This is a genomic window from Octadecabacter antarcticus 307, from assembly GCF_000155675.2.
GTDB lineage: Bacteria > Pseudomonadota > Alphaproteobacteria > Rhodobacterales > Rhodobacteraceae > Octadecabacter > Octadecabacter antarcticus.
In genome coordinates this window covers 2,626,833-2,649,983 of sequence record NC_020911.1, presented here as the reverse complement: position 1 = coordinate 2,649,983, position 23,151 = coordinate 2,626,833, and the positions used below count along the sequence as shown (strand labels likewise).

19 protein-coding genes, 1 tRNA gene and 1 pseudogene are annotated in these 23,151 nt (G+C 53.8%); 18 read left to right on the top strand and 3 right to left on the bottom strand.

Going from position 1 to position 23,151, the window contains the following annotated elements:
• Positions 1-143 precede the first annotated feature (143 nt).
• Positions 144-1,373 carry a hypothetical protein gene (locus tag OAN307_RS13360; protein WP_015500231.1) on the top strand — a complete coding sequence of 410 codons (1,230 nt, stop codon included), beginning with the start codon at positions 144-146 and terminating at the stop codon, positions 1,371-1,373.
• A gap of 247 nt (positions 1,374-1,620) precedes the next feature.
• On the opposite strand, the gene OAN307_RS13355 is transcribed toward OAN307_RS13360, so the two are convergent.
• Positions 1,621-2,127, bottom strand: coding sequence for a hypothetical protein (locus OAN307_RS13355; protein ID WP_015500230.1), 507 nt, complete (start codon positions 2,125-2,127; stop codon positions 1,621-1,623).
• Positions 2,128-2,899: 772 nt separating this feature from the next.
• On the opposite strand from OAN307_RS13355, the gene OAN307_RS13350 reads away from it, so the two are divergent.
• From OAN307_RS13350 to OAN307_RS13310, 9 genes and pseudogenes are all read left to right on the top strand, one after another.
• Positions 2,900-5,635, top strand: coding sequence for a type I restriction-modification system subunit M (locus tag OAN307_RS13350; RefSeq protein ID WP_015500228.1), 2,736 nt, complete (start codon positions 2,900-2,902; stop codon positions 5,633-5,635).
• A gap of 402 nt (positions 5,636-6,037) precedes the next feature.
• Positions 6,038-7,231 carry a restriction endonuclease subunit S gene (locus OAN307_RS13340; RefSeq protein WP_245541055.1) on the top strand — a complete coding sequence of 398 codons (1,194 nt, stop codon included), beginning with the start codon at positions 6,038-6,040 and terminating at the stop codon, positions 7,229-7,231.
• Entirely contained in the window at positions 7,228-7,980 is a 753-nt protein-coding gene (locus OAN307_RS13335) for a hypothetical protein (RefSeq protein ID WP_015500226.1), read from the top strand. The genes OAN307_RS13340 and OAN307_RS13335 overlap by 4 nt, the downstream gene beginning before the upstream one ends.
• On the top strand, positions 7,977-11,096 hold the full coding sequence (locus OAN307_RS13330; RefSeq protein ID WP_015500225.1) for a type I restriction endonuclease subunit R: 3,120 nt from the start codon (positions 7,977-7,979) through the stop codon (positions 11,094-11,096). Before OAN307_RS13335 ends, OAN307_RS13330 begins: the two co-directional genes overlap by 4 nt.
• Positions 11,086-11,811 carry a M48 family metallopeptidase gene (locus tag OAN307_RS13325; RefSeq protein ID WP_015500224.1) on the top strand — a complete coding sequence of 242 codons (726 nt, stop codon included), beginning with the start codon at positions 11,086-11,088 and terminating at the stop codon, positions 11,809-11,811. Before OAN307_RS13330 ends, OAN307_RS13325 begins: the two co-directional genes overlap by 11 nt.
• 317 nt (positions 11,812-12,128) lie before the next feature.
• Positions 12,129-12,374, top strand: coding sequence for a hypothetical protein (locus tag OAN307_RS28040; RefSeq protein ID WP_144055579.1), 246 nt, complete (start codon positions 12,129-12,131; stop codon positions 12,372-12,374).
• 523 nt (positions 12,375-12,897) lie between these two features.
• Complete coding sequence (locus OAN307_RS13320) at positions 12,898-13,662, top strand: 8-oxoguanine DNA glycosylase OGG fold protein (protein WP_015500223.1); 765 nt, start codon at positions 12,898-12,900, stop codon at positions 13,660-13,662.
• Positions 13,663-13,669: 7 nt separating this feature from the next.
• Positions 13,670-15,019, top strand: a pseudogene (locus tag OAN307_RS13315) (type I restriction-modification enzyme R subunit C-terminal domain-containing protein); the annotation flags it as partial.
• A 166-nt stretch (positions 15,020-15,185) separates the two neighbouring features.
• Entirely contained in the window at positions 15,186-15,758 is a 573-nt protein-coding gene (locus OAN307_RS13310; RefSeq protein ID WP_015500221.1) for a hypothetical protein, read from the top strand.
• A 176-nt stretch (positions 15,759-15,934) separates the two neighbouring features.
• Here OAN307_RS13310 and OAN307_RS13305 read toward each other — a convergent pair.
• Positions 15,935-16,022: transfer RNA gene (locus tag OAN307_RS13305), tRNA-Ser, on the bottom strand.
• 157 nt (positions 16,023-16,179) lie between these two features.
• Between OAN307_RS13305 and OAN307_RS13300 the strand changes: the two genes are divergently transcribed.
• Positions 16,180-17,001, top strand: a complete 822-nt coding sequence (locus OAN307_RS13300) for a DUF2059 domain-containing protein (RefSeq protein ID WP_015500220.1) — start codon at positions 16,180-16,182, stop codon at positions 16,999-17,001.
• Here the strand turns inward: OAN307_RS13300 and OAN307_RS26465 are convergent.
• Entirely contained in the window at positions 16,946-17,266 is a 321-nt protein-coding gene (locus OAN307_RS26465) for a hypothetical protein (protein ID WP_187292464.1), read from the bottom strand. The two genes, OAN307_RS13300 and OAN307_RS26465, sit on opposite strands and share 56 nt — an antisense overlap.
• A 186-nt stretch (positions 17,267-17,452) precedes the next feature.
• Between OAN307_RS26465 and rplU the strand changes: the two genes are divergently transcribed.
• The 7 genes from rplU (at position 17,453) to OAN307_RS13260 (ending at position 23,151) form a co-directional block, all read left to right on the top strand.
• Positions 17,453-18,142 carry a 50S ribosomal protein L21 gene (gene rplU / locus OAN307_RS13290; RefSeq protein WP_015500219.1) on the top strand — a complete coding sequence of 230 codons (690 nt, stop codon included), beginning with the start codon at positions 17,453-17,455 and terminating at the stop codon, positions 18,140-18,142.
• Between the two features lie 12 nt (positions 18,143-18,154).
• A complete protein-coding gene (rpmA, locus tag OAN307_RS13285) occupies positions 18,155-18,424 on the top strand; it encodes a 50S ribosomal protein L27 (protein WP_015495099.1) in 270 nt (89 codons plus the stop codon).
• Between the two features lie 87 nt (positions 18,425-18,511).
• Entirely contained in the window at positions 18,512-19,132 is a 621-nt protein-coding gene (locus OAN307_RS13280; RefSeq protein ID WP_015500218.1) for a LysE family translocator, read from the top strand.
• Positions 19,129-19,722, top strand: coding sequence for a GNAT family N-acetyltransferase (locus OAN307_RS13275; RefSeq protein ID WP_015500217.1), 594 nt, complete (start codon positions 19,129-19,131; stop codon positions 19,720-19,722). The genes OAN307_RS13280 and OAN307_RS13275 overlap by 4 nt, the downstream gene beginning before the upstream one ends.
• 53 nt (positions 19,723-19,775) lie before the next feature.
• Positions 19,776-20,810: a GTPase ObgE gene (obgE, locus tag OAN307_RS13270; protein WP_015500216.1), complete on the top strand. Its 1,035-nt coding sequence runs from the start codon at positions 19,776-19,778 to the stop codon at positions 20,808-20,810.
• Positions 20,798-21,901: a glutamate 5-kinase gene (gene proB / locus OAN307_RS13265; protein ID WP_015500215.1), complete on the top strand. Its 1,104-nt coding sequence runs from the start codon at positions 20,798-20,800 to the stop codon at positions 21,899-21,901. Before obgE ends, proB begins: the two co-directional genes overlap by 13 nt.
• On the top strand, positions 21,901-23,151 hold the full coding sequence (locus OAN307_RS13260) for a glutamate-5-semialdehyde dehydrogenase (RefSeq protein ID WP_015500214.1): 1,251 nt from the start codon (positions 21,901-21,903) through the stop codon (positions 23,149-23,151). The genes proB and OAN307_RS13260 overlap by 1 nt, the downstream gene beginning before the upstream one ends.

Here is a 23,151-nt window from a genome sequence, read left to right as displayed (position 1 = left end):
CCTCTGTCACCTTTCAGTCACCACTTCGGTCACCACCTAAAGGTCTGCTTTAGTTTAATAAAGAGTGCATTGGTGACTGAGTGACTAGTTTTTCTCATATGACTACAAAGAGAAATACTAAAGAACATAAGGGGAACAAACGTATGTATATTTTAGAACGACAACTACCTGGAAAATTTCAGTCACTTCCGTCACCTTTTGGGAAAGCCGCGTTGCCAGCTGCCAGCGATGGCGCTCCCGCTGAACCACGTCTCTACAGCCCCCGCTGGCGCTGGTCTGCCGCCTTATCGGCACCGCCACCGGTGCTCGGCGAGGCACCGCAATGCCATCCGCTCGACATCCTCGGCGTACTCGATCCGGTGCCCGCGGCCGCTTCCATACACTGCGCCTTGCCAGAGGTCACGCTGAGCGCCACGGAGCGCGCCACACAGGCATTTGGCGCGCCGCCCTTCGCCATCCTGCTAGCAATCCTTGCCGTGTACGAAACACGCCTCCCAGCAGCTCTCCAGGCCTCCTCCGATGATCCACCGCCCCGCATCGGGTTGTTTGGTCCTGGCGCCGCGGCAGTCCGTCGTGCCGCGATAGCTATCAATCCCAAAGCGGGGCGGCATCTGATTGACCTCTACGCGGTGCGTGGCATTCCGGATGACCCCAATGAGGACCCGCTCCCCCGCGGCATATGGCCGGTTCTCTGCTCAGCCTATCTACCAGCCAGACCTGCGTCAGCGTTGCCTCCGATGCCGCTCCCTACTGTGCTCGCTCACAGCGCGCACGAAATCCCACAACGGAGAGCCTTCGCCGCTGAGCGTGCGAAATGCAGTCACCGGCGTGTGCTGATGTCGATTTGCGCAGACGACGCAGAGGCACTGCACCTTCCACCTGACGTTCGGAGCCGCGTCACCGCTCTTCCTGGCCTGATGGACTGCCTATACGCCGCGCTGAGCGTCCTTGCCGCCCCCGATGGCGCTCTTGGTCCAATCCGGCGGTTTGAGCGGAGCATGGGCGCTAATCTTGCAGATGAAATGGCCGAAAGTGCCTTCGAGCTGGCGATGATCGCACGCGCTCATTTGATTGCTTTTTACGCACGGGTGCGTCCAGCACACACCGGACCGGTTCACCGCGCAGCGGCGGCCATGCTGCGCCACCGCCCTCAGTTTATTTCACCGACAACACTGACTTCTGGCGTCATCGGACAAGATTTGCGTATCCTGGAGGCTGCTGGGTGGCTTGAGGCACGTGATATGGAGACCGCCCACGGTCTCGCTCACCGGTTTATGCCGAGTGATGCTTTTGTACGGCTAGATATACGTGAGCTGCCGAAAAAGCGGGCGTCCTGGCCATATCCGGTTAGTGTTGTGTGCGATCGAGAGTGAGCGTCCGGCGTGACTGCTGAGCCGCGCAACTGCAGGACCATACTGCGGGCGAGCAAAATAACATTGCCGCGATCACGTGAGGGCGCATTCCTATCCGGGTTGAAGCTAAATGCAGCGTTTCAATGACATCTTCCCTACTGGCTGGGTGTACCCCGGAGACCGGACGGAGAAACTGGCTGGACAGAAAAGATACGGCCGCGTAACGAGCCGGAAAGTCACGCTCACTCGCAATACGAGCCGCAGCATTTTAATTGGATGATGTAGCGGCCGTTGCATTCGTAAATGTTGTGGCCAGCAAATTATACATTTCAGTCACCGTATTTTCTGGAGCTTCACTGAAGAATAACCGACAGGCTGACGAACATCCTGGACCGCCGTCGATAACAACTGGCCCCAAATATTCATTAGCGCCCGCATCAAGTAGTAAAGTGGCAATTAGACCGAAAAAAATTGATCCATCACCAACCACATCTTCTGAGCCACCCTCAGCATGATTGTCTACACTGCGCCAAAGTTCGTTGATATGGGCTTGGTAGAAGCCAAAGTTTGTCTGGAAATTCTGACCCTGATTAACAGAGGAAGAGAATGCAGTTTCCAAAATATCAACGAAATCATGGAATTTGTCACTAAGAGCGCCTCCTTCGCATTCAAAAAAAGTAACGTCTAGATCGGCCACAAGATGACCACAGTCACTGAAATCTTCTGTTCCACAAATAGTGCAAACAGGGCTTTTATTGGTATCTTCATTTCTCAATTTTGTCAGCCTTGTTTCCTATGTGTGTTGCGGGGCGCCCCAGATAATCCAGATAAGGACCCGCTCTCCCGAGGCGCGTGGTCGGTTATTTGCCGTACATATCTGCCAGCCAGACCTGCGCCAGAGTTGGCTCGGTTGCCGCTTCCTACAGCGTTCACTCACCGCGCCCGCGTAGCCGATAACTTTGGGCAAGGCTCATCGTCCGGGACGTAAGGCTTCATCAGCATCACAAACCGGTAGTGATGATTGCGAATGCTCTCCGTTCTCTACTTACCTACGTCGTTCTGTATCATATCGTAAACAGTATTCATGAACTGGCTGAACTTGTCGGTCATCGAGAGAAGCTTCATCATCTGCTTTTGTTGGGCCTTAGCCGCATGCTGAAGGCAATTGTTGCCGACCTTCTTGCACCAGTTCCCGCGGCACTAGAATGCGCGGCGGTGTCCATTTAACATGATCGAGTGTTTGGCCTATTCTGTTGAAAAACTCGGATGACAGGTGAAAACGGACCAACTAGCAGCACATCGTTACCAGTTTTTGAGAAAAACTGCTACTATGAGGGCCATTCTGCATGTTAGGAGAACGTTGCTCTGGTTTTTGGAAGGTCGACAACTCCGAGCCGAGTTTTTCAACAGAATAGGCCTGAAACTCGCCTTCATGATTTATCGTCGGTTGAAAGCTGTAAACTCTCCTGATCTATATGGCTAAAGCCAATCAACGTGCAGTTGACTGATCCTTCAGTCCCGAGCGCCGAACAGAAAAAGAGGACTTCGTGGCAGTCAAAAAATCTGAAATTTACAGCTCACTCTGGGCAAGCTGTGATGCGCTTCGTGGCGGCATGGATGCCTCGCAATACAAGGACTACGTCCTCGTCTTGCTGTTTGTGAAATACGTCTCTGACAAATATGCGGGCGACCCTGACGGTCTGATCGAAATCCCTGAGGGTGGCAGTTTTGCGGATATGGTCGCTCTAAAGGGCGACAAAGAGATAGGTGACAAGATCAATGTTATCATTTCGAGGTTGGCTGAGGCCAATGATCTCAAAGGCGTCATTGACGTTGCTGATTTCAACGAGGAAGAGAAACTCGGCACAGGCAAGGAAATGGTTGACCGCCTGTCGAACTTGATCGCGATTTTCAATCGGCCCGAACTCGACTTCCGCAACAACCGCGCCGAAGGCGACGATATCCTTGGCGATGCCTACGAATACCTGATGCGTCACTTCGCGACAGAGGCAGGCAAGAGCAAAGGTCAGTTTTACACGCCAGCTGAAGTGTCGCGGATCATGGCCAAAGCGATCGGCATCAGCGCGTCCAATCGGCCGGATCAGACGATCTACGACCCAACCTGCGGCTCCGGCTCTCTGCTGCTGAAAGCGCGGGACGAAGCACCAGCAGGCATCACGATTTACGGCCAAGAAAAAGACGTGGCGACCCGCGCTTTGGCCAAGATGAACATGGTGCTGCATGATGATCCGACTGCTGAAATCTGGCGTGACAACACCCTCGCCAGCCCGCATTTCAAGAATGATACCGGTGGGCTTAAGACGTTTGACTTCGTTGTCGCCAACCCGCCGTTCTCGGATAAGGCTTGGAGCACCGGGCTTGATCCCGTCAATGACCAGTATGATCGCTTCGGCTATGGCGTGCCGCCTGCAAAGAACGGCGACTATGCTTATCTCCTTCACATCGTCGCCTCGCTAAAAACAACCGGCAAAGGAGCAGTCATTCTGCCACACGGTGTGCTGTTCCGTGGCAATGCAGAAAGCGAAATCCGCGAGAAGATTATCCGCAAGGGCTATATCAAGGGCATCATCGGCCTGCCTGCTAACCTGTTCTACGGCACCGGCATTCCCGCCTGTATCATCGTGATCGACAAGGAAAACGCCCAGGCCCGCACCGGTATCTTCATGGTCGACGCTTCCAAGGGTTTTGTGAAGGACGGCAACAAGAACCGCCTGCGGTCCCAAGATCTGCACAAGATCGTCGATGCGTTCACCAAGCAGATCGAGATCGACAAATACTCGCGCATGGTGCCCCTGGCCGAGATTGAAAAGCACGGCTTCAACCTCAACATCCCGCGTTACATCGACAGCTCTAAACCTGAAGATTTGCAGGATATCGATGCCCACCTGCGCGGTGGCATTCCGGTAAGCGATGTAGATGGCTTCGGCGACTTTTGGCAAATGCTGCCTGCCGTGCGCGACACACTCTTTGCGCCGGGCGACAGGCCCGGATATCTGGCACCTCTGGTCGAAGCCGCTGGTGTGAAATCCGCCATTCTGCACCATCCCGAATTTGCCACCTTTACCGACAGCGTGACGGCGGTGTTTGACGCATGGCGCGCGGCGCATGAGGGCGGGCTGCGCGGCATCGCCATTGGTGACAAACCCAAAGACCTGATCGCCGAAATCTCCGAGGATCTGCTGGAGCGCTTTAAACCCGTGTCACTGATCGATGGCTATGATGTCTATCAGCACCTTATGACCTATTGGTCCGAGGTGATGCAGGACGATACCTATGTGCTGGTGCAGGATGGCTGGGCGGCTGGGCGCGTAATCCGCGAACTAGTTAAGAACGCCGACGGCAAATACTCTGAAACGCCGGACATCAAGATTGGCAAGCGCCACCTAAAAGCCGAACTGATCCCGCCCGCGCTGATCGTGGCGCGGTTCTTTGCGGTAGAGCAGGCAGAGGTTGATCGTCTGACCGAAGAGCTTGAGCAGGACGAGGCCGTCGTGACAGAGCTTCAGGAAACACATGGCGGCGAAGGCGACGCGCTTTTTGTGGTTGAGAAAAAGAACGAGGCGCTGGCGGCTTGGGCCGATGCCTTTGACACTGTCTGGAACCAGCGTGACCCAGCCAGTCTGCGGCAACATCGCACGTGCATTGATAATGCCGAGAGGCTTGTCGTTGATATCGACGACTTGACGTATCAGCCGGTCTTTGGGCCTTTGAAGAACGCCAAGGGCAAGCTGACTTTGGGCGCAATCAAGGACCAGATCAAGCAGGCGAACACGCACGAGGATCAGGCCACCCTTGAGAAATATCTTGAGCGTGACAAGTTGCTGAAAGCGCAGCGCAAATCGGCCAAGGAAACCCGCGAGATGGCAGAAAAAAGACTACTACAGCAGATGGAAAACGAGCCAGACAGCGAGGACTTTGCCGACCTTCGGATCATCCGGTCCTATCTGGACGGGCTGGAACGGGCTGCGGCTGCCAAAGCCGAGAAGACAGAGCGGCAGGCGGCGCTGGATGCCATGGTCGTGGCGCAATATGCCAAGTTGAGCGAGGCCGAGGTCAAGGCGCTGCTGGTCGAGGATAAATGGCTGGCGCAGGTCCGCGGCGATGTGGCGGCAGAAGTGGATCGCGTCAGTCAGGCGTTGGCGGGGAGGGTCAAGGTGCTGGCGGAACGCTATTCCAAGCCATTGCCAAAGTTGATAGACGAACTGAACACTTTGGACGCCCGCGTCGCCGCGCATTTGAAAAAAATGGGATATGCAGCATGACCAATGCGACTAAAAAGCTGGGTGCGTTTCATGCGCCACTGAAACCAAATGACACGGAAACCCAGACTGAAGGTTGCCGTTATGCCAATCCCGATATCTGTGGGCGTCACTCTATACCCAAAGTCTGTGCCTTCGTTAGAGAAGATGGACTTTGCCTGAAACCGTCATTGGCATGGCCCAAACAGTTTCGATTGCTCCGGGGTGACAAGTAGTTGGTTTCACACAAATCAAACAAATGGTTACTCCAAGTATGATGCAACTGAATGAGATTACGCAGAGATGGAAGCTTGTCCAAATGTTTAAAATGTTTGCAGAGTTTGAGCGTAGCGCGTGTCAGAAACTGATTGAGTTTGCGGCGTGACAATGCGAGTAAAAATTAGGTCGGGTTATAGGTTGTCTGAAGTGGGGGTGATCCCGGACGACTGGGAAGTATCCACATTAGCCAACCTTGCCGAATACCCAATGCAAAATGGTGTTTTCTTTGAGGCCAATAGAAAAGGTAAAGGCTGCCCTATGATCAATGTTGGAGACCTTTACGGAGGTTCTCCAATCCCGGTTGGTTTTCTTGAAAGGTTTGATGCGTCGCCGGACGAACAAAAACGTTTCCAAGTGAACGATGGAGACCTTTTCTTTACAAGGTCATCAATAGTGCCGTCTGGCATTGCGCAATGTAATCATGTGTCCATAGCTGAGGGCGACACTGTGGTTTTTGACAGCCATGTAATTCGATATCGCCCAAATCCCAAAATTATCGATGCTCTATTTCTTTTCAGGGCATGCACAGCATCAAACACTCGTCGCTATTTGATATCTCACGCCAAAACGGGAACGATGACGACAATCGATCAACGGGTGCTAAGCGCGTGCCCCATCACTTTTCCACCTCTCCCTGAACAACGCGCCATTGCGGAGGCGTTGAGTGATGCGGATGCGTTGATTGCGGCGCTGGAGGCAATGATCGCCAAGAAGCGCGACCTCAAGCAGGCCGCCATGCAGCAGCTCCTCACTGGCAAAACCCGCCTGCCGGGGTTTTCGGGGGAGTGGAAGGTGTCCCAGCAACAAGACGTCATCACTTTTATCAATGGACGCGCGTACGGGAGACATGAGTGGGAGACTTCCGGAACACCGGTTTGCCGACTGCAAAACCTCACAGGCTCAGGTGAGAAATTCTACTACTCCAAATTGGTTCTGCCAGAGCGGCAATACATGCTTGAAGGTGATCTCATTTATATGTGGTCGGCTTCTTTTGGGCCCCACATATGGACAGGGCCGCGTGCAATCTTCCACTATCACATTTGGAAGTTAGAATGTGACACCGAAGAAGTTGATCGCCAATTTTACTATTACAAATTGGTTGAAATTACGGAAGCACTACAAGCCACGATGGGTGGTTCCACGATGTTACATTTGACAAAGACTGGAATGGAGAAATTTCTTGTCAATTTGCCACCCATAGAGGAACAAACCGCCATTGCCGAAGTCCTCTCTGACATGGACGCCGATCTCGCGGCACTCGAAGCCCGCGCCGCCAAGGCCCGCACGGTCAAGCAGGGCATGATGCAGGAATTGCTGACCGGAAAGGTGCGGCTGGTATGACGCCGGGCGCTGATCTGGACCAGTTGTTCATCGGCTGGGATGTCGGTGGCTGGAACTGCGACAAGAACCCCAACAGCCGCGATGCACTGGTCATCCTCGACGCGGACGGCCAACGTATCGGCCAGCCCTGGCGCGGCAACCTGCGCCAGACCATCAACGCCAGCGAGACGGGTGCAGCTTTCCTCGCCGCTTTTCTGGCCCTCTGCAAAGTAAGCAAGGCGGCAGATCACGTGCAGGCCACCCTTGCAATCGACGCGTCGCTGGGCTTTCCCGAGGCGTTCACCAGTCTGATTGCCCGTAGAACAGCAGTGGCCGAATTGGGCCAATCCGCCGCGAACCCCTACCTCTATCGCCTGACAGAGCGCAGACTGGCGGAAGAAGGGATCACACCGCTTTCAGCCATAAAAGACATGATCGGTAGCCAGTCGACCAAAGCGATGCACGTCCTTGCGCGCTTTGCCCCTCACCCCATCGCGACTGGCGTTTGGTCAGATGGTGAAGCGTTAACGATGATTGAGACTTATCCCGCCCTTTGCCGTGCCCGGGCGCGTGGTGTGTTTACCGAACTGACCAAGTCGATCAAGGGGCGGGAGGCCGACATAATAGACGCAGAGGTGTGCGCCCATATCGCTCACGTGTTCGCGCTGAGGCGCGACTGGTTGGAAGCTCCCCCCTCCAACGCACCGCCGTCAGAGGGGTGGATATGGGCACCGTTGCCGCAAATTAACAGCAAGCAGGTTCAGTCATGAGTACAGTTGGACAGATCGAGAAAAAAACCCAAGCACGAGTGGTCCAACTATTTCAGGATCAGTTGGGTTACGACTACCTTGGTAACTGGATTGACCGCGATGATAACCACAACATCGAAGAGGTCTATCTACGGCCCTTCCTTGAAACCCAGGGTTATGCCCCCGCGCTGATCACCCGCGCCATTGCGCATTTGACCAAGACTGCCACCGACCAGTCCCGCAGCCTGTATGACATCAATCGAGATGTTTATGACCTGCTGCGCTATGGTGTAAAGGTGAAGGCTGAGGTGGGCGAACTGACCCAGACCGTCTGGCTGATCGATTGGGCTAACCCCGAGGCTAACCATTTTGCCGTCGCTGAGGAGGTGGCTGTCAAGGCAGCGACGTCGGACGGCAAGACCTTTGGCAAGCGCCCTGATGTGGTAATTTATGTTAACGGTATTGCGCTCGGCGTGCTGGAGCTGAAACGCTCGACCGTGTCGGTGTCGGAAGGCATCCGTCAGAATCTCGACAACCAGAAACCGATGTTCATCCAGCGGTTCTTTTCCACCATGCAGATGATCATGGCAGGGAATGATACCGAAGGGCTGCGCTACAGCGTAATTGAGGCTAAGGAGAAATACTGGCTGTCTTGGCGCGAGGAGAACCCAGCTTATCGCGAAGGGATTGATCCTCGCGACAAGCGCTATCTGCCGGACGCTCCGAGTGCGGAAGGGGCATCACCGCTTGATTGTGCGCTGGTCCGGCTGTGCGCCAAGGACCGTTTTCTGGAGATGATCCACAACTTTTTGGTTTTCGATGCTGGAGTTAAAAAGACCTGCCGCCACAACCAGTATTTTGGTGTGCGTGCGGCGCAAGAGCAGATCAGGCGCCGCGAGGGCGGGATCATCTGGCACACCCAAGGCTCGGGTAAGAGCCTGACGATGGTTTGGCTGGCCAAGTGGATACGCGAAAACGTCAAGGACGCCCGCGTGCTTGTGATCACTGACCGCACCGAGCTGGATGAGCAGATCGAAAAGGTTTTCAAGGGCGTCAATGAGGATATTCTGCGCAGCAAAAGTGGTGCCGACCTTATCGCACGATTGAATGCTGAGGCCCCTTGGTTGCTGTGTTCCCTGATCCACAAGTTCGGCGGCAAGGAAGAGGCTGACGGCGATGTCAGCGGCTACATTGAAGAAATGAGCCAAGCGTTGCCAAAGGATTTTCATGCCAAAGGTGATCTATACGTCTTTGTTGATGAATGTCATCGCTCGCAAAGTGGCGACCTGCACAAGGCAATGAAGGCGATCCTGCCGAATGCTATGTTCATCGGCTTCACCGGCACGCCGCTGCTGAAAGAGGACAAGCGGACAAGCCTCGAAGTGTTTGGCCCCTATATTCATACCTACAAATTCAATGAGGCGGTGGCTGACGGTGTCGTGTTGGATCTGCGCTATGAGGCGCGGGATATCGATCAGAACATCACGTCGCAGGACAAGATCAACAAGTGGTTCGAAATTAAGACACAGGGCCTGAACGATCTGGCCAAGGCGCAGCTTAAGGCTCGCTGGGGCACGATGCAGAAGGTCATGTCGAGCCAGTCACGTCTTGAGAAGATCGTTGCGGACATCTTGTTAGACATGGAGTTGAGGGACCGCCTGAAGAGCGGGCACGGCAACGCTATGCTGGTGTCGTCGAGCATTTATCAGGCGTGCAAGTTCTATGAGTTGTTCGACAAAACCGATCTGGCAGGAAAATGCGCGATCGTCACGTCGTACAAGCCCACCGCGAGCGATATCAAGGGCGAAGAAAGCGGCGAGGGGCTTACCGAGCGACTGCGGCAATACGAAATCTACACCAAGATGCTGGGCGGTCAGGATGCAGAGGCATTCGAAAAACAAGCCAAGAAGAAGTTCATCGACGAGCCGGGGCAAATGAAGTTGCTGATCGTAGTGGACAAACTTCTGACCGGGTTCGATGCACCATCGGCCACATACCTCTACATCGACAAGAAGATGCAGGACCATGGACTGTTCCAAGCTATTTGCCGCGTCAACCGGTTGGACGGCGACGACAAAGAATACGGCTACATCATCGACTATAAGGACTTGTTCAAAAGCCTTGAGACTTCGATCGAAGATTACACAACCGAGGCTTTCGACGGTTATGACAAGGAGGATGTTGCAGGACTGTTGACCGATCGCCTGAAGATGGCGCGGGACCGCTTGGACGACGCACTGGAAGCCGTTCGTGCACTTTGCGAACCCGTTGAGACGCCTCGAGACACTCACGCTTATTTGCAATTTTTCTGTGCCAAAGATACTTCAGACAAAGATGCCTTGAAAGAGAATGAGCCGAAGCGTCTGGCTCTTTACCGGCTGGTTGCATCGCTTGTGCGCGCCTATGCAGAGACAGCAAATGAGATGGGTGAAGTAGGCTATTCAGATAGCGAAATGGCGGCCATTAAGGCGGACGTTGATCACTTTGAAAAAGTCCGAAACGAGGTGAAGTTGGCCAGTGGCGACTACATTGATCTCAAGATGTACGAACCTGCGATGCGGCACTTGATCGACACCTATATCCGTGCCGAGGAAAGCGAGATCATTTCGAATTTTGACGACATGTCACTGATCCAGCTGATCGTCGAGCGAGGCGTTGATGCTGTGGATGCTCTGCCCAGCGGAATTCGCAAGAACAAAGAAGCGGTTGCCGAAACAATCGAAAATAACGTCCGCAAGCTGATCATCGACGAAACGCCGATCAATCCAAAGTACTATGAGAAGATGTCGGACCTCTTGGACGCGCTGATCGTGCAGCGGAGGACTGAAGTAATTGATTATGAAGCGTATCTTGCAAAAATTGTTGAATTGGCAAAGCAGGCAAAGAGGCCTGAGCCCACGACATCGTACCCTGCGTCGGTCAACTCTCCTGCAAAGCGGGCCTTGTATGATAACCTCAGCGAAGATGAAGACTTGGCTGTGGCAGTCGACGCGGCCATACGCGCGACCAAGAAAGACGCCTGGCGCGACCATCCGGTTAAGAAAAAGGAAGTGCGCAACGCAATCAAGGAACATATCGCTGATCCAACCTTGGTGGATGTGATTTTTGACTTGGCCAGAAATCAGCATGAATATTGAAGGGCATCAGATCACGGTTGGCGGAATTGATGTCGATGTTGTCAGAAAGCCGATTAAGAACCTCCATCTTGGCGTTTACCCGCCAAATGGCCGTGTGCGGGTTGCTGCCCCTGTTGGCGTTAGTGATGAGGCAGTGCGTTTGGCCGTCGTTACGCGGATGGGTTGGATCAAACGGCAGCAGTCTAAGTTTGGGACCCAGCCGCGGCAAACGGAGCGATCCTATGTGTCTGGCGAGAGCCATTTCTTCTTCGGCCAGCGCTACCGTTTGAACGTTGTAAGTGGCGCGCCCGCAGGTCGTGTTCATATCCGTAGCGGCCAGACGCTTGACCTCTATGTCCGGTCGGGAAGTGAACAGGCAACAAGAGAGCGTATTTTCCAAGACTGGTATCGCGGTGAATTGCGCAATCGCGCCGCCCCCTTAATGGCAACTTGGGCCAAAGCGTTTGACATCGATCCTCCCTGGTGGGGGATAAAGCGAATGAAGACCAAGTGGGGCACCTGCAACATCGAGGCTAAGCGTGTCTGGCTGAACCTTGAACTGGTGAAAAAACCACCACTGTGTCTAGAGTACGTCATTGTGCATGAGCTGGTTCATTTCTTTGAACGGAACCATTCGGATCGGTTTGTAGCATTGCTAAATCAAAAGCTGCCCCAATGGCGGCTGATCAGAGATGAACTGAATGCGGCACCGCTTTCACACGAAGAGTGGAGCTAATTATCGAGGGAACCTCCGCAAATATTAATCCGCAGCTCGATACAGTGAGTGGCAAGGCATTCTGTTGCAGCGATGCAGCTTAGTGAGTATGACAAGGTGCTTGGGTCGTCCTCGGCTTCAGTCTGGGCAGCATGTTTAGCACGCAAGCTGATCTCTTTTAAAAAACTTTTGAAAAAACAGGGACGTCTCAGCGCTGGGACCTGGCAAAGTCTTTGGGGTCCGGCTATCAAGGAAGACACTGGCAAGCCCTTGCTTCAGAGGTCAATTTGCCTTTATGATTAATTCAGTGTCGTTGAGCTAATTGGAAGAAACACATCATGAATTCTCGGATTTTAGTAGTGTTCATTTCACTTTTTCTTGCAGCCTGCGCTAACCCAGATGGTACCCATGGCGAAGTCGGAAGCTTAGCCTGGTTTGACACTGCATCGCAGGAACAAATCATTGAGCACTTCACAAGAAAATGTGAAGGCTATGGTTTTGAAAGAGGTTCCGTCGACATGGCTCAATGCATTGCAGACGAAAATAGAAGCGTAAGAAGTATAAGAGCAGATTTCTTTAACTGATGCCGTTTGTGTAGTTTCTTACTACATTGAATGGGTGTTGTTTCAAAACTGACATGTGACGGATGCCTCTTGGTTACCCAACGATGCCGATTTAACCGGGTCAAGCTGCATTTGGCTTGCAAATGGCGAGCGGGACAAGACCATGAGCGTTCCAGGGTCGCCCGCCATTTATGACCCACATCCATTTTTTTCGATCACTCGCTCTCAGCCAACGATTAATAATGGACATTCAAAAGCTGCTATCTGAATGGCAGCTCTGGGCCGATAGTGACAGATGCTGCGCCATGCCCACTTCTACATGAAGGGCGGGAACTAGTCGTTCGCTGCGTTGTGCATCAAGGTCTGCTTTAGATTGCAATCTGGTTGGTGTGCTTTGCAGCATTAGGCACCAACATCGGTTGCATCACTTGCCTTATGATGGGATCTGCGGCTACCGCTACGGCGCAAACGGGTCGGACTTTCACCATCGCAAATGCCCGCAATGCCAAGATGGTGCGGCAGGACTGGCCATTGAGGATTTGATATGAAGAATGCCCACACTTTATCCAGCGGCTGTAATGTCGCAGCGCTTGCGGCTTTTGCGGAGGGGACCAAAGACGGTCTGCACCCGGATGATATCGGAGGGAAGGCTGTTCAGAGCTTTGCTCGGGGCCTGAAGCACGTTGATAGCGCACGGTTACCGCAAGACCAAATGACGCGTTCAGAGTTATTTTTCCTTGCAAAAGACACCTCCATCGACACGTCAACCGTGAGTGCTGCAATCATGGCGTGGGGGGGCATGAACCAAAGGTATAGCCCGAAGTTCTTTGATACCGCGAAAGATGGCTGGCTCGAGATTGCCGATGGCATTCGCAAAGGCGACCTTGACCGGGGCGCTGCTTATGCGCGTTTTGCCGGACTTCGGGACGAAAGCAATCTTTACGGTGTGGGTCCTGCCTATTTCACCAAGTTGATTTATTTTCTTACGCCGCGCCCCTCGGAGGACTGCCCGAACGCTTATATCATGGATCAATGGGCGGGATGCTCGATCAATCTCCTCATCGGTCACGAATTGGTAAAGATGGATGTGACGCGGACGTGGAAAGCAGGGGCTAAAAAGGCTGGTTCTTCTTTCAGGGTTTCTGACGCAAACACAGCCGTTGAGTATGAGGATTTTTGTTCCAAGGTAGATGTGCTGCGCGTACATTTCGATCTTAGTCCAGATCAAGTTGACCGCCAAATGATTGCAACGGGCGGGAAAAAGAAGTCCAGTTGGCGTAACTATGTCATTGAGAACAGGCGTACATGAGCATTCACGACAAAACCGAAGCCGATATGCGTACTTTGGTGAACCTGCGTACACCTACGCCCTGCGAGATGGGATCGATGACGGCTTCTTGACACCATTCAAAGTGCGTCAGATGGCCAGTACGATCGACGAATATGTTTATGACGGCACCGACGATGTGGTCGAAGGTGACATTGAGCCGAGTGAAACCTTTAGTGAGCGCGACTTCAATACCCGCATCATAATCCAAGAGCGCGAGTTGAGCCGCGTTAAGGAGTTGATGGGCCAGATGGACCAGAGGCAGAAGACCTTGGTTTTCTGTGCCACCCAAGCCCACGCCGCTCTTGTTCGTGACTTGATCAATCAAGTGAAAGACGGCACCAACCCCAATTACTGCCAACGCGTGACTGCGACTGATGGTGCAATCGGGGACCAGCACCTGAGGGACTTCCAAGACAACGACAAGACAATTCCAACGATCCTGACGACGTTTCAGAAGCTGTCCACTGGCGTCGATGCCCGCAATGTCAGGCACATTGTCTTGATGCGCCCTATCAACTCAATGATTGAATTCAAGCAGATCATCGGTCGGGGCACACGAACCTACGACGGCAAGGATTTTTTCACGATCTGGGATTTCGTCAAGGCGCACGAGAACTTCAATGATCCGGATTGGGATGGCGAACCACTGCCTCTGGAGGCACCCAGTGGCCCCCGCACTCCGGCTACAGGGCCAGAGCCTGCGCTGGGCAGCGACCCACCCTGTCAATGCGGCGAGGGGGAGGACGATCTTCCGCGCGAGAAGATCGTAGTTAAGCTGTCGGACGGCAAGACGCGAACCATCAAGTACATCGCCTCAACGACATATCGGGGACCGGACGGCAAGCCAATTTTAGCGGCGGAATTTTTGGAACGCCTGTTCGGAGATTTATCCGCCATCATAGCTGATGAAGACCAACTTCGGGTGCTGTGGAGCGACCCGAACAACCGAGAACGCTTCCTTCGGCAGCTTAATGACCGTAGATATGATCATGGCAGGCTGGATGATATCAGAAGGCTTGTAGATACCCCTGATAGCGACCTTTTCGACGTTCTGAGCTATGTCCTATTCACGAACCCACCAAAGACCCGCCACGATAGGGCAGACAGTGTCAGAGCGAGTAGTGTCGCCAATACCGACAATGAAATGAAGGACCTTCATTTGGCAATTCTGAGTGCATATGAACTGCGTGGTGAAAGTGAACTGGCCACCAATGAGCTGACACCATTTCTGACCGCCAGATTTGGTAGCGTTAGCGAAGGTAAAATTAAGTTGGGTGGATTACCCGCGGTTAAGAATGCTTTTCTGCAGATGCAGACCAACCTTTATTCATCCTGATGAGAGGCTAGGACAAGCCAAACGAGGAATATAGATTAGCCCCTGTAGACAGGACCGGCTCCAACGATCCACTTGATGCGACCAGCAAGATGATCCAAAATGTCTTTTGTCTGCGCGCTAACTGCCTTCGCAATCCAACACTCAACCATCACGGAGCTGAGAACTGATGACAGAAGAAAAGAAACTTGAGGCGCTTCTTCAGGAACATTCGGAGGATATTGCTCGGCTACGAGATAGCACGGCAAACGGTTATGCGTTCAGCATAGTATCTTTCATTTACAGCCGTTTGAAAGAGATGGGTCCATGGAAGCCTGAAGACTTTACTCTGGAGGTCTTATTCGAGATCGACATGCATCAGTCAGCCTTGGTTATTTCGTATGGCCGCATGTTTGCTGATGGCTCTCGCAAAATTAGTTCAAAAAAAATTCCTGCGGAGTTGCAAGCTACTCATCAAGAAATAATGGATCTACGGAATACACGGTACGCACACAACGGCGACCATGAGACAATTTCAGTTAAGACCGAACTTGAGATTGATGGGAAAGCAGTCACGGTTAAGGATACTCTAAATTCCACGATGTGTCTTGGTGCTCCACAGCACTGGGAACCACTGATTGACTGGGTGGGAGGATATCTTGTGGACCAGTCTAGAAAAGAAAGAGCCCGCTTGACGGAAAAAACTGGTCTCAATTGGAAGGGGCAAGATGGCCCCCCACCGAGCTGGATAGGCGCAGAGTAACTATAACTTACAGGCAGTAATGTGGCTTTACGAGAAACGGCGTTTTTTTATTACGCGCAACTCCGGTTCAAGAGATTGCTAGCATTAGTCTAAATCAATCAGGGGGACTTTGAGGGGGACAGTGAGATTGCGTTCCCTATAAAATATAATAATTACAATAACTTATATGAAGTAATTGGCGGAGAGACAGGGATTCGAACCCTGGGAGCCGTTAGGCTCAACGGTTTTCGAGACCGCCACGTTCGACCACTCCGCCACCTCTCCGCGCCAGATGATCTTTAGTTGATCGTTGGCGTGATAATCGGACAGATCACATCGCGCAAGGGCATTCGGTGACAATCGCGTGCGTGTCCTGTGCTGCCCCTTGGAAATGTGGACAGCCGCGCTTATTCCTATTGTGAGTAGAAAAATGAGGCCCCAGATGTTTATGCGTTTTGCAACACTTGCCACCGTCGCGACCTTTGCCATGCCAGCGATCGCACAGGAGAGCGAGACGGATGTGCTGTTTGATCTACTTATGCTGCCTGATATTATTGAGATCATGCGCCAAGAGGGGGTCGATTACGGTGATACTATCGGCCAAGATTTATTTGGTGGACCACCGACGGCTGAATGGGCCGCGACGGTGGAACGGATTTACGACAACGACATGATGGAAAACATGGTGCGCACGGATTTTGTGGCGTCTTTGGAAGACGCCGATCTGTCGCCGATGATTGACTTCTTCGGTTCGGAGCAAGGCCAGATGATCGTTGGGCTTGAGGTCAGCGCGCGGCGCGCATTGCTCGATGACGCCGTGGAAGAGGCTGGCAAAGAAGTGGCAGCGATTGCAGCGGCGGATGACAACCCGCGCATTGAGTTGGTCGGTGAATTCGTCGACACCAACAACTTGATTGAAACCAACGTCGAAGGGGCCCTGAATTCCAACCTCGCGTTTTATGCAGGGCTTTTGGATGGCGGTGCATTTGATGGCGCGTTGAGCGAAGAGCAAATACTGTCAGATGTCTGGGGCCAAGAGCAAGAAATTCGCGAGAGCACGACTGAGTGGATTTATTCGTTCCTGTTCATGGCGTACCAGCCGCTTGATGATGCGGATTTGCAGGCATATATTGCGTTTTCGGAGACGGATTCCGGTAGTAAAATCAACCGCGCAATGTTTGAGAGTTTTGATCGCTTGTTCACGGGGATCAGCCGGTCTTTGGGTCGCGCTGCGGCCAATGAGATGACGACGCAGGAACTTTAGCCGCAGGCACTTTAGCAGCAGACACATGAGCGATATCGAACGCTTGCGGTAGCGTCGCACCGCCACCGCGCTGGATGTCGGCAATCAGGGTAGGGTGGTTGGTTTTAACGAAGGTTTCGACCTGACCGCCGGTGTGATTGCAGGACGCATTTGATGTCGCAATGCCAATGGCACGAAGGGGCAATATCAGTGAAGTGCCGATATGGCTGGCGTCGCTGGTGCTACCGGCCACAAGGCATAGGAAAACAAAGGTGAACTTGCGCATTTGATGGCTCGCTTTGGGTTGACTTGATGGGCGGTTGGGCAGATAAACCGCCATCCGAGCAAGGAATTTGTTCGGATATAAGCGAAAACTCGCCCCTAGATGGGCGCGCTGTCCACGGGTCGCGAAAGCGATGAACGCCTTATGAATAAGGGACCCTAGAGACGCGAATGAAAAAAGGAAGACACTATGTTTGCGGTTCTCAAAACCGGCGGCAAGCAGTACCGAGTCACCACTGGTGATGTACTACGGGTCGAAAAGATCGCTGCCGAAACCGGCGATAAAATCCAATTCAACGAAATTCTGATGGTTGGCAAGAACGTGGGCGCGCCCGTGGTTGATGACGCTGGCGTGCAGGCCGAAGTGATCGACCAGATCAAAGGCGAAAAGACGATTAACTTCGTTAAGCGCCGCCGCAAGCATTCGTCCAAGCGTACCAAAGGCCACCGTCAGCAACTGACACTGGTTCGCATCGGTGCCATCTTGGAAACTGGCGCAGGCAAGTCTGGCGTTATGGCCGCACTGAATGGCACCGGCTTTATGTCAGCGTCCATGATCGAACGTGCTGCCAACAAAGGCGCGCCGTCGTCGCTGAAAGCCGCTGCAAACGCAGAACGTGCGTCCCAGCCTAAGAGGGCCGCGAAAACTGCGGCACCCAAGGCTGCGCCGAAAGCCGCAAAGCCGGTTGCTGAAACAGAGGCGCCCGCGGGCTCCGACGATCTGACAGCCATAACTGGTGTTGGTCCGGCTGCCGCCAAGAAGCTCGTAGCGGCTGGTGTCACGTCTTACGCGGCACTTGCGGCAGTTGACGTCGATACGTTCGATGCGGTTAAAGTGAAGCCAGAGTGGGTGGCGCAAGCTGCCGACCTCGCGAAATAAGGAGAGACACCAATGGCACATAAAAAAGCAGGCGGATCATCGCGTAACGGTCGCGACTCCGCTGGTCGCCGTCTTGGCATCAAAAAGTTTGGTGGCGAACTTGTCATTCCAGGCAACATCATTGCACGTCAGCGCGGCAACAAATGGTGGCCGGGTCAGGGCGTTGGCGAAGGCAAGGATCACACGATCTTCGCAGTCGTCGAAGGCAACGTGACCTTCCGCAAAGGCTTTAAGGGCCGCACCTTTATCTCTGTTGCTCCGCTTGCCGAGGCAGCCGAGTAACCGAACCTTAGGTTTTTTGAATTTAAAGGGGTCGGTGCAAACTGGCCCCTTTTCCTGTTCGCTACCCGTTTTATAGAAAGGGGTTCCATGTCTGTCGCCATTCTGCCCTTTCTTGCATTTGCAACGTCGCAAGTCGGCACACCCGGTCCGGCCAATATGGTCTTGCTGGCAACAGGCGCGCGATACGGTTTGCGCCGCGCATTGCCGTTTGTGGCTGGCGTCGCCCTTGGAAAACAACTGATCATTTGGCCCTTGGGGTTCGGTCTGTTGGCATTACAAGACGACTATCCTCTTGTGTTCCAAGCGCTAAAATGGATTTCGGTCGCCTATATTCTGTGGCTTGCCTACCGCGTGGCTGGCATGCGCCTTGAGGTTGGGGCGGCCGATGGCCCGCCACCCGGTTTCTTGGCCGGCCTCATCGTGCACCCGCTGAACCCCAAGGCTTGGGGTCTGATCACGACGGGCTTTACGACCTTCGTGATCGCAGACACTCCCCCCTTGCAAGCCACAGCGACGATAGCCATTTGTCTGTTGGGCTTACAAATGGTGCTGCACCCGATCTGGACCTTTGCTGGTCAGTGGATCGCGGCAGGTTTGGCTGGAAGACCCGGAGAAAAATACCTGATGTGGACGCTGGCGGCATTGACCGTTGCCTCAGTCTTTTATGCATTATTTGGTGGCACACAATTCCAAGGAACAGCCCAATGACTGTAGTCGACCAAGGCATCGCCCAGCCGGTGATTGACACCCCGAGATTTACGCTGCGCCCATTGCGCACATCCGACGGTGGTTTGCTTGAGATGCATCTGGGGGACATGCGGGTCGCGAACATGACGCGCGTGATCCCACATCCGTTACCACCCGAATACATCGCCAATTTGATCGAACGGGCGACCGACCCAAAGCGCACCGAAGATTTCTGGGCGGTTGACGGGTCCGCACATGGCCACGCTGAGGTTATGGGCGTCATCAAGATGTTCAAACTTGATCGCAACCAGTCCGAGATCCGCTATTGGGTGGCACCGGCGTTCTGGAATTCAGGCATTGCCACCGACGCGGTTGAGGCAATTTTGCGCGCCAACCCGCAAGGTGCGTGCGACATCTATGCGCAAGTGTTTCAAGACAATCCCAGTTCCGCCCGCATCCTTATCAACGCGGGCTTTGCCTATCTGGGTGATGCAGAAACGTTTTCAGTTGCGCGAAATTCAGTGACGCCGACGTGGACCTATGCGCGCAAAATGGACCAACCGAAGTCTCAAGGTCGTCCCGCCCCCAAAGGATCGGCCAAGCCCGCTTGAGCCACACCAACGTTTCGCGTACTCCCTGCTAAACCTATTAGAAAGCCCACCCCATGAAGTTCCTCGACCTGTGCAAAGTCTACATCCGCTCCGGTACTGGCGGTGGTGGCTGCATCGCGTTCCGGCGTGAAAAGTATATTGAATTTGGCGGACCCAATGGCGGTGACGGCGGGCGTGGCGGTGATGTGATCGTCGAGGCGGTTGATAACCTCAACACGTTGATTGATTTTCGCTATCAACAGCACTTTTTCGCCAAAAATGGCGAAGCCGGCAAAGGTCAGCAGCGCACGGGTGCTGATGGCAACGACATCCTGCTTAAGGTTCCGACTGGGACTGAGATTATGGATGAAGATCAGGAAACTGTTCTCATTGATTTGGCGGAAACCGGGCAAACTGTTGTGCTGGCAAAGGGTGGCAATGGCGGGTGGGGAAACCTGCATTTCAAAACCGCCACCAACCAAGCACCGCGTCGGTCCAACCCCGGTCAAGACGGGATTGAACGCACGGTCTGGTTGCGCCTGAAGCTAATTGCGGATGCAGGGCTGTTGGGCCTGCCGAACGCTGGTAAATCAACGTTTTTGGCTGCGACATCCAACGCACGTCCAAAAATTGCAGATTATCCTTTTACCACTCTGATCCCGAATTTGGGAGTTGTCGGCGTTGATGGGTCCGAATTCGTGGTCGCGGATATCCCGGGTCTGATTGAGGGCGCGAGCGACGGTAAAGGCCTCGGTGATTTGTTCCTTGGCCATGTTGAACGCTGTTCGGTGCTCTTGCACTTGATCGATGGCACATCGGGCGATCCGGTGGGCGATTACAAAACTATCATTGGTGAGTTGGAAAAATACGGTGGCCATTTGGTCGACAAGCCACGCGTGACCGTGCTGAACAAGATTGACACGCTTGATGCTGAGGAACGCAAGTTCATCGCGGATGAAATTAAGGCTGGAACTGGCGTTGATGTGATGTTGATGGCAGGTGCCACGGGTGAGGGCACGGTCGACGTGCTGCGCGCGCTGAAAGCCACAATCGCGGCGGACAAACTGGCCCAAAACGCCGTTGAGGAGGAAGAACCTTGGCGGCCCTAACATCTGCAAAACGTTTGGTTGTTAAGATTGGGTCGGCACTGCTTGTGGATCAAGTGGCTGGGCTGCGGTTCGATTGGTTGCGATCACTGGCAACGGACGTGGCGGCGATACGGGCACGGGGCACCGACGTGATTTTGGTGTCATCCGGTTCAATTGCGCTGGGACGCGGTGTGCTGGGGCTGCCGCGAACAGAATTGGCCCTAGAACAATCGCAAGCAGCGGCAGCGGTCGGGCAAATTAGGCTTGCGCGCGCCTATGAAGAAGCGCTTGCGCCGCACGGGATAACGACGGCACAGGTACTGGTCACGCTTGAGGACTCCGAGGATCGGCGACGTTATCTAAACAGCCGCGCGACGATGGAAACGTTGTTGTCGCTCGGTGTGACTCCGATTGTGAATGAAAACGATACGGTTGCGACCGACGAAATCCGTTACGGTGATAACGATCGGCTGGCCGCACAGGTTGCGGTGACGATTGGCGCAGATTGTCTGGTATTATTGAGTGATGTTGACGGGTTTTATTCTGACAATCCTCACACGAATAGTGATGCGCAGCATTATGATAAGATTGATAAAATTACGCCTGAGATTGAACGTCAGGCTGGCGACGCCGGGTCTGGTCTGTCCCGGGGCGGCATGAAGACCAAGCTAATGGCGGCAAAAATGGCCACCGATGCCGGATGCAGTATGGTGATTGCATTAGGAACGCCTCTTAACCCATTGAAAGTACTTGGTGACGGTGGGCGTTGCACGTGGTTTGCCGCGCAAACGAACCCCCAAGCTGCGCGCAAACGCTGGATCGCGGCAATGAAATCCCACGGTGACGTCACTGTTGATGATGGGGCGCAAACCGCATTAATATCTGGTAAGTCTTTGTTGCCGATCGGTATTATTGCCACCATGGGCAGCTATCAGCGCGGCGATCCGGTGGCGATTGTGACGGCGCGCGGCGAACGCCTCGGTCTTGGGCTGTCGCGCTATTCGAGCGATGAGGCACAGGTGATCAAGGGGTTGCGCAGCCAAGATATTGCTGGCGCGCTGGGGTATGAGGGGCGCGGTGTATTTATTCATCGTGACGATATGGTGATCTGATGACAAATGAGACGAACATTCCCGACCTTATGGCTGACATTGGTGCGCGGGCAAAAGCCGCCGCCAAGATATTGGCCGTCGCCACGCCGCAGGCCAAGACCGAAGCGCTGGTCGCGGCGGCAGATGCAGTTTGGACTGCAAAAAGCGCGATCATGGATGCCAACGCCAAGGATATGGCGTTTGGTCGCGATAAGGGTCTAAGTGCAGCGATGCTGGACCGTCTGATGCTGGACGAAGCGCGGATTGAGGGCATGGTTAACGGGCTAAAATCCGTCGCAGCGCAAGACGATCCTGTGGGCGCGGTGTTGGAAGAATGGACCCAACCAACCGGCCTACACATCCGCCGTGTGCGCACGCCATTGGGTGTGATTGGCGTTATTTACGAAAGCCGACCGAACGTGACAGCCGATGCAGGTGCCTTGTGCCTAAAGGCCGGAAATGCGGTGATTTTGCGCGGTGGGTCTGAGAGTTTTCACAGTTCAACTGCGATACATGCAGCGCTGCGAGGCGGTCTGCGGTCTGCGGGGTTGCCGATGGATTCTATCCAGCTCGTTCCGACCCGTGACCGTGCGGCGGTACGTGAAATGCTCACGATGACCAACACGATTGACGTGATTGTGCCGCGTGGCGGTAAAGGGCTGGTTGGACTTGTGCAACGCGAGGCTCGCGTCCCGGTTTTTGCCCATCTTGAGGGTATTGTGCACATCTACATCGATAAAGATGCGGACGCCGCAAAAGCGCGCGCTGTTGTTTTGAACGCAAAGACGCGGCGCACCGGAATTTGTGGTGCGGCAGAATGTTTGCTGGTTCACAAGAATGCGACAGCGCTTGGCCAAGCGATTGTCAGCGATCTTATGGAGGCGGGCGTGGACGTACATGCACAGGGGTTAGTCGGGTCCAGCGTGGCGACGCAGGATGATTGGGGTATGGAATTTCTCGACATGACAATCGCCGCGAAAGTTGTCGATAATATTGAAGACGCGATTGATCACATTCAGACATTTGGGTCCAATCACACAGACTGTATCCTGACAGAAGACGACATGGCGGCGGAGACATTCTTTGCCCGTCTCGACAGCGCCATTTTGATGCGCAACGCATCGACCCAGTTTGCTGATGGTGGTGAATTTGGCATGGGCGCAGAAATTGGCATCGCCACAGGCAAGATGCATGCGCGCGGGCCTGTCGGTGCGGCGCAATTGACCAGTTTCAAATATCTTGTTGTTGGTGATGGAACCGTGCGGGCCTAG

Coding starts and splice junctions, on each gene's coding strand:
- OAN307_RS13360 (WP_015500231.1), top strand. CDS start 144: ATGTATATTTTAGAACGACAACTACCTGGAAAATTTCAGTCACTTCCG.
- OAN307_RS13335 (WP_015500226.1), top strand. CDS start 7,228: ATGACGCCGGGCGCTGATCTGGACCAGTTGTTCATCGGCTGGGATGTC.
- OAN307_RS13330 (WP_015500225.1), top strand. CDS start 7,977: ATGAGTACAGTTGGACAGATCGAGAAAAAAACCCAAGCACGAGTGGTC.
- OAN307_RS13325 (WP_015500224.1), top strand. CDS start 11,086: ATGAATATTGAAGGGCATCAGATCACGGTTGGCGGAATTGATGTCGAT.
- OAN307_RS28040 (WP_144055579.1), top strand. CDS start 12,129: ATGAATTCTCGGATTTTAGTAGTGTTCATTTCACTTTTTCTTGCAGCC.
- OAN307_RS13320 (WP_015500223.1), top strand. CDS start 12,898: ATGAAGAATGCCCACACTTTATCCAGCGGCTGTAATGTCGCAGCGCTT.
- OAN307_RS13310 (WP_015500221.1), top strand. CDS start 15,186: ATGACAGAAGAAAAGAAACTTGAGGCGCTTCTTCAGGAACATTCGGAG.
- OAN307_RS13300 (WP_015500220.1), top strand. CDS start 16,180: ATGTTTATGCGTTTTGCAACACTTGCCACCGTCGCGACCTTTGCCATG.
- OAN307_RS26465 (WP_187292464.1), bottom strand. CDS start 17,266: ATGCGCAAGTTCACCTTTGTTTTCCTATGCCTTGTGGCCGGTAGCACC.
- rplU (WP_015500219.1), top strand. CDS start 17,453: ATGTTTGCGGTTCTCAAAACCGGCGGCAAGCAGTACCGAGTCACCACT.
- rpmA (WP_015495099.1), top strand. CDS start 18,155: ATGGCACATAAAAAAGCAGGCGGATCATCGCGTAACGGTCGCGACTCC.
- OAN307_RS13280 (WP_015500218.1), top strand. CDS start 18,512: ATGTCTGTCGCCATTCTGCCCTTTCTTGCATTTGCAACGTCGCAAGTC.
- OAN307_RS13275 (WP_015500217.1), top strand. CDS start 19,129: ATGACTGTAGTCGACCAAGGCATCGCCCAGCCGGTGATTGACACCCCG.
- obgE (WP_015500216.1), top strand. CDS start 19,776: ATGAAGTTCCTCGACCTGTGCAAAGTCTACATCCGCTCCGGTACTGGC.
- OAN307_RS13260 (WP_015500214.1), top strand. CDS start 21,901: ATGACAAATGAGACGAACATTCCCGACCTTATGGCTGACATTGGTGCG.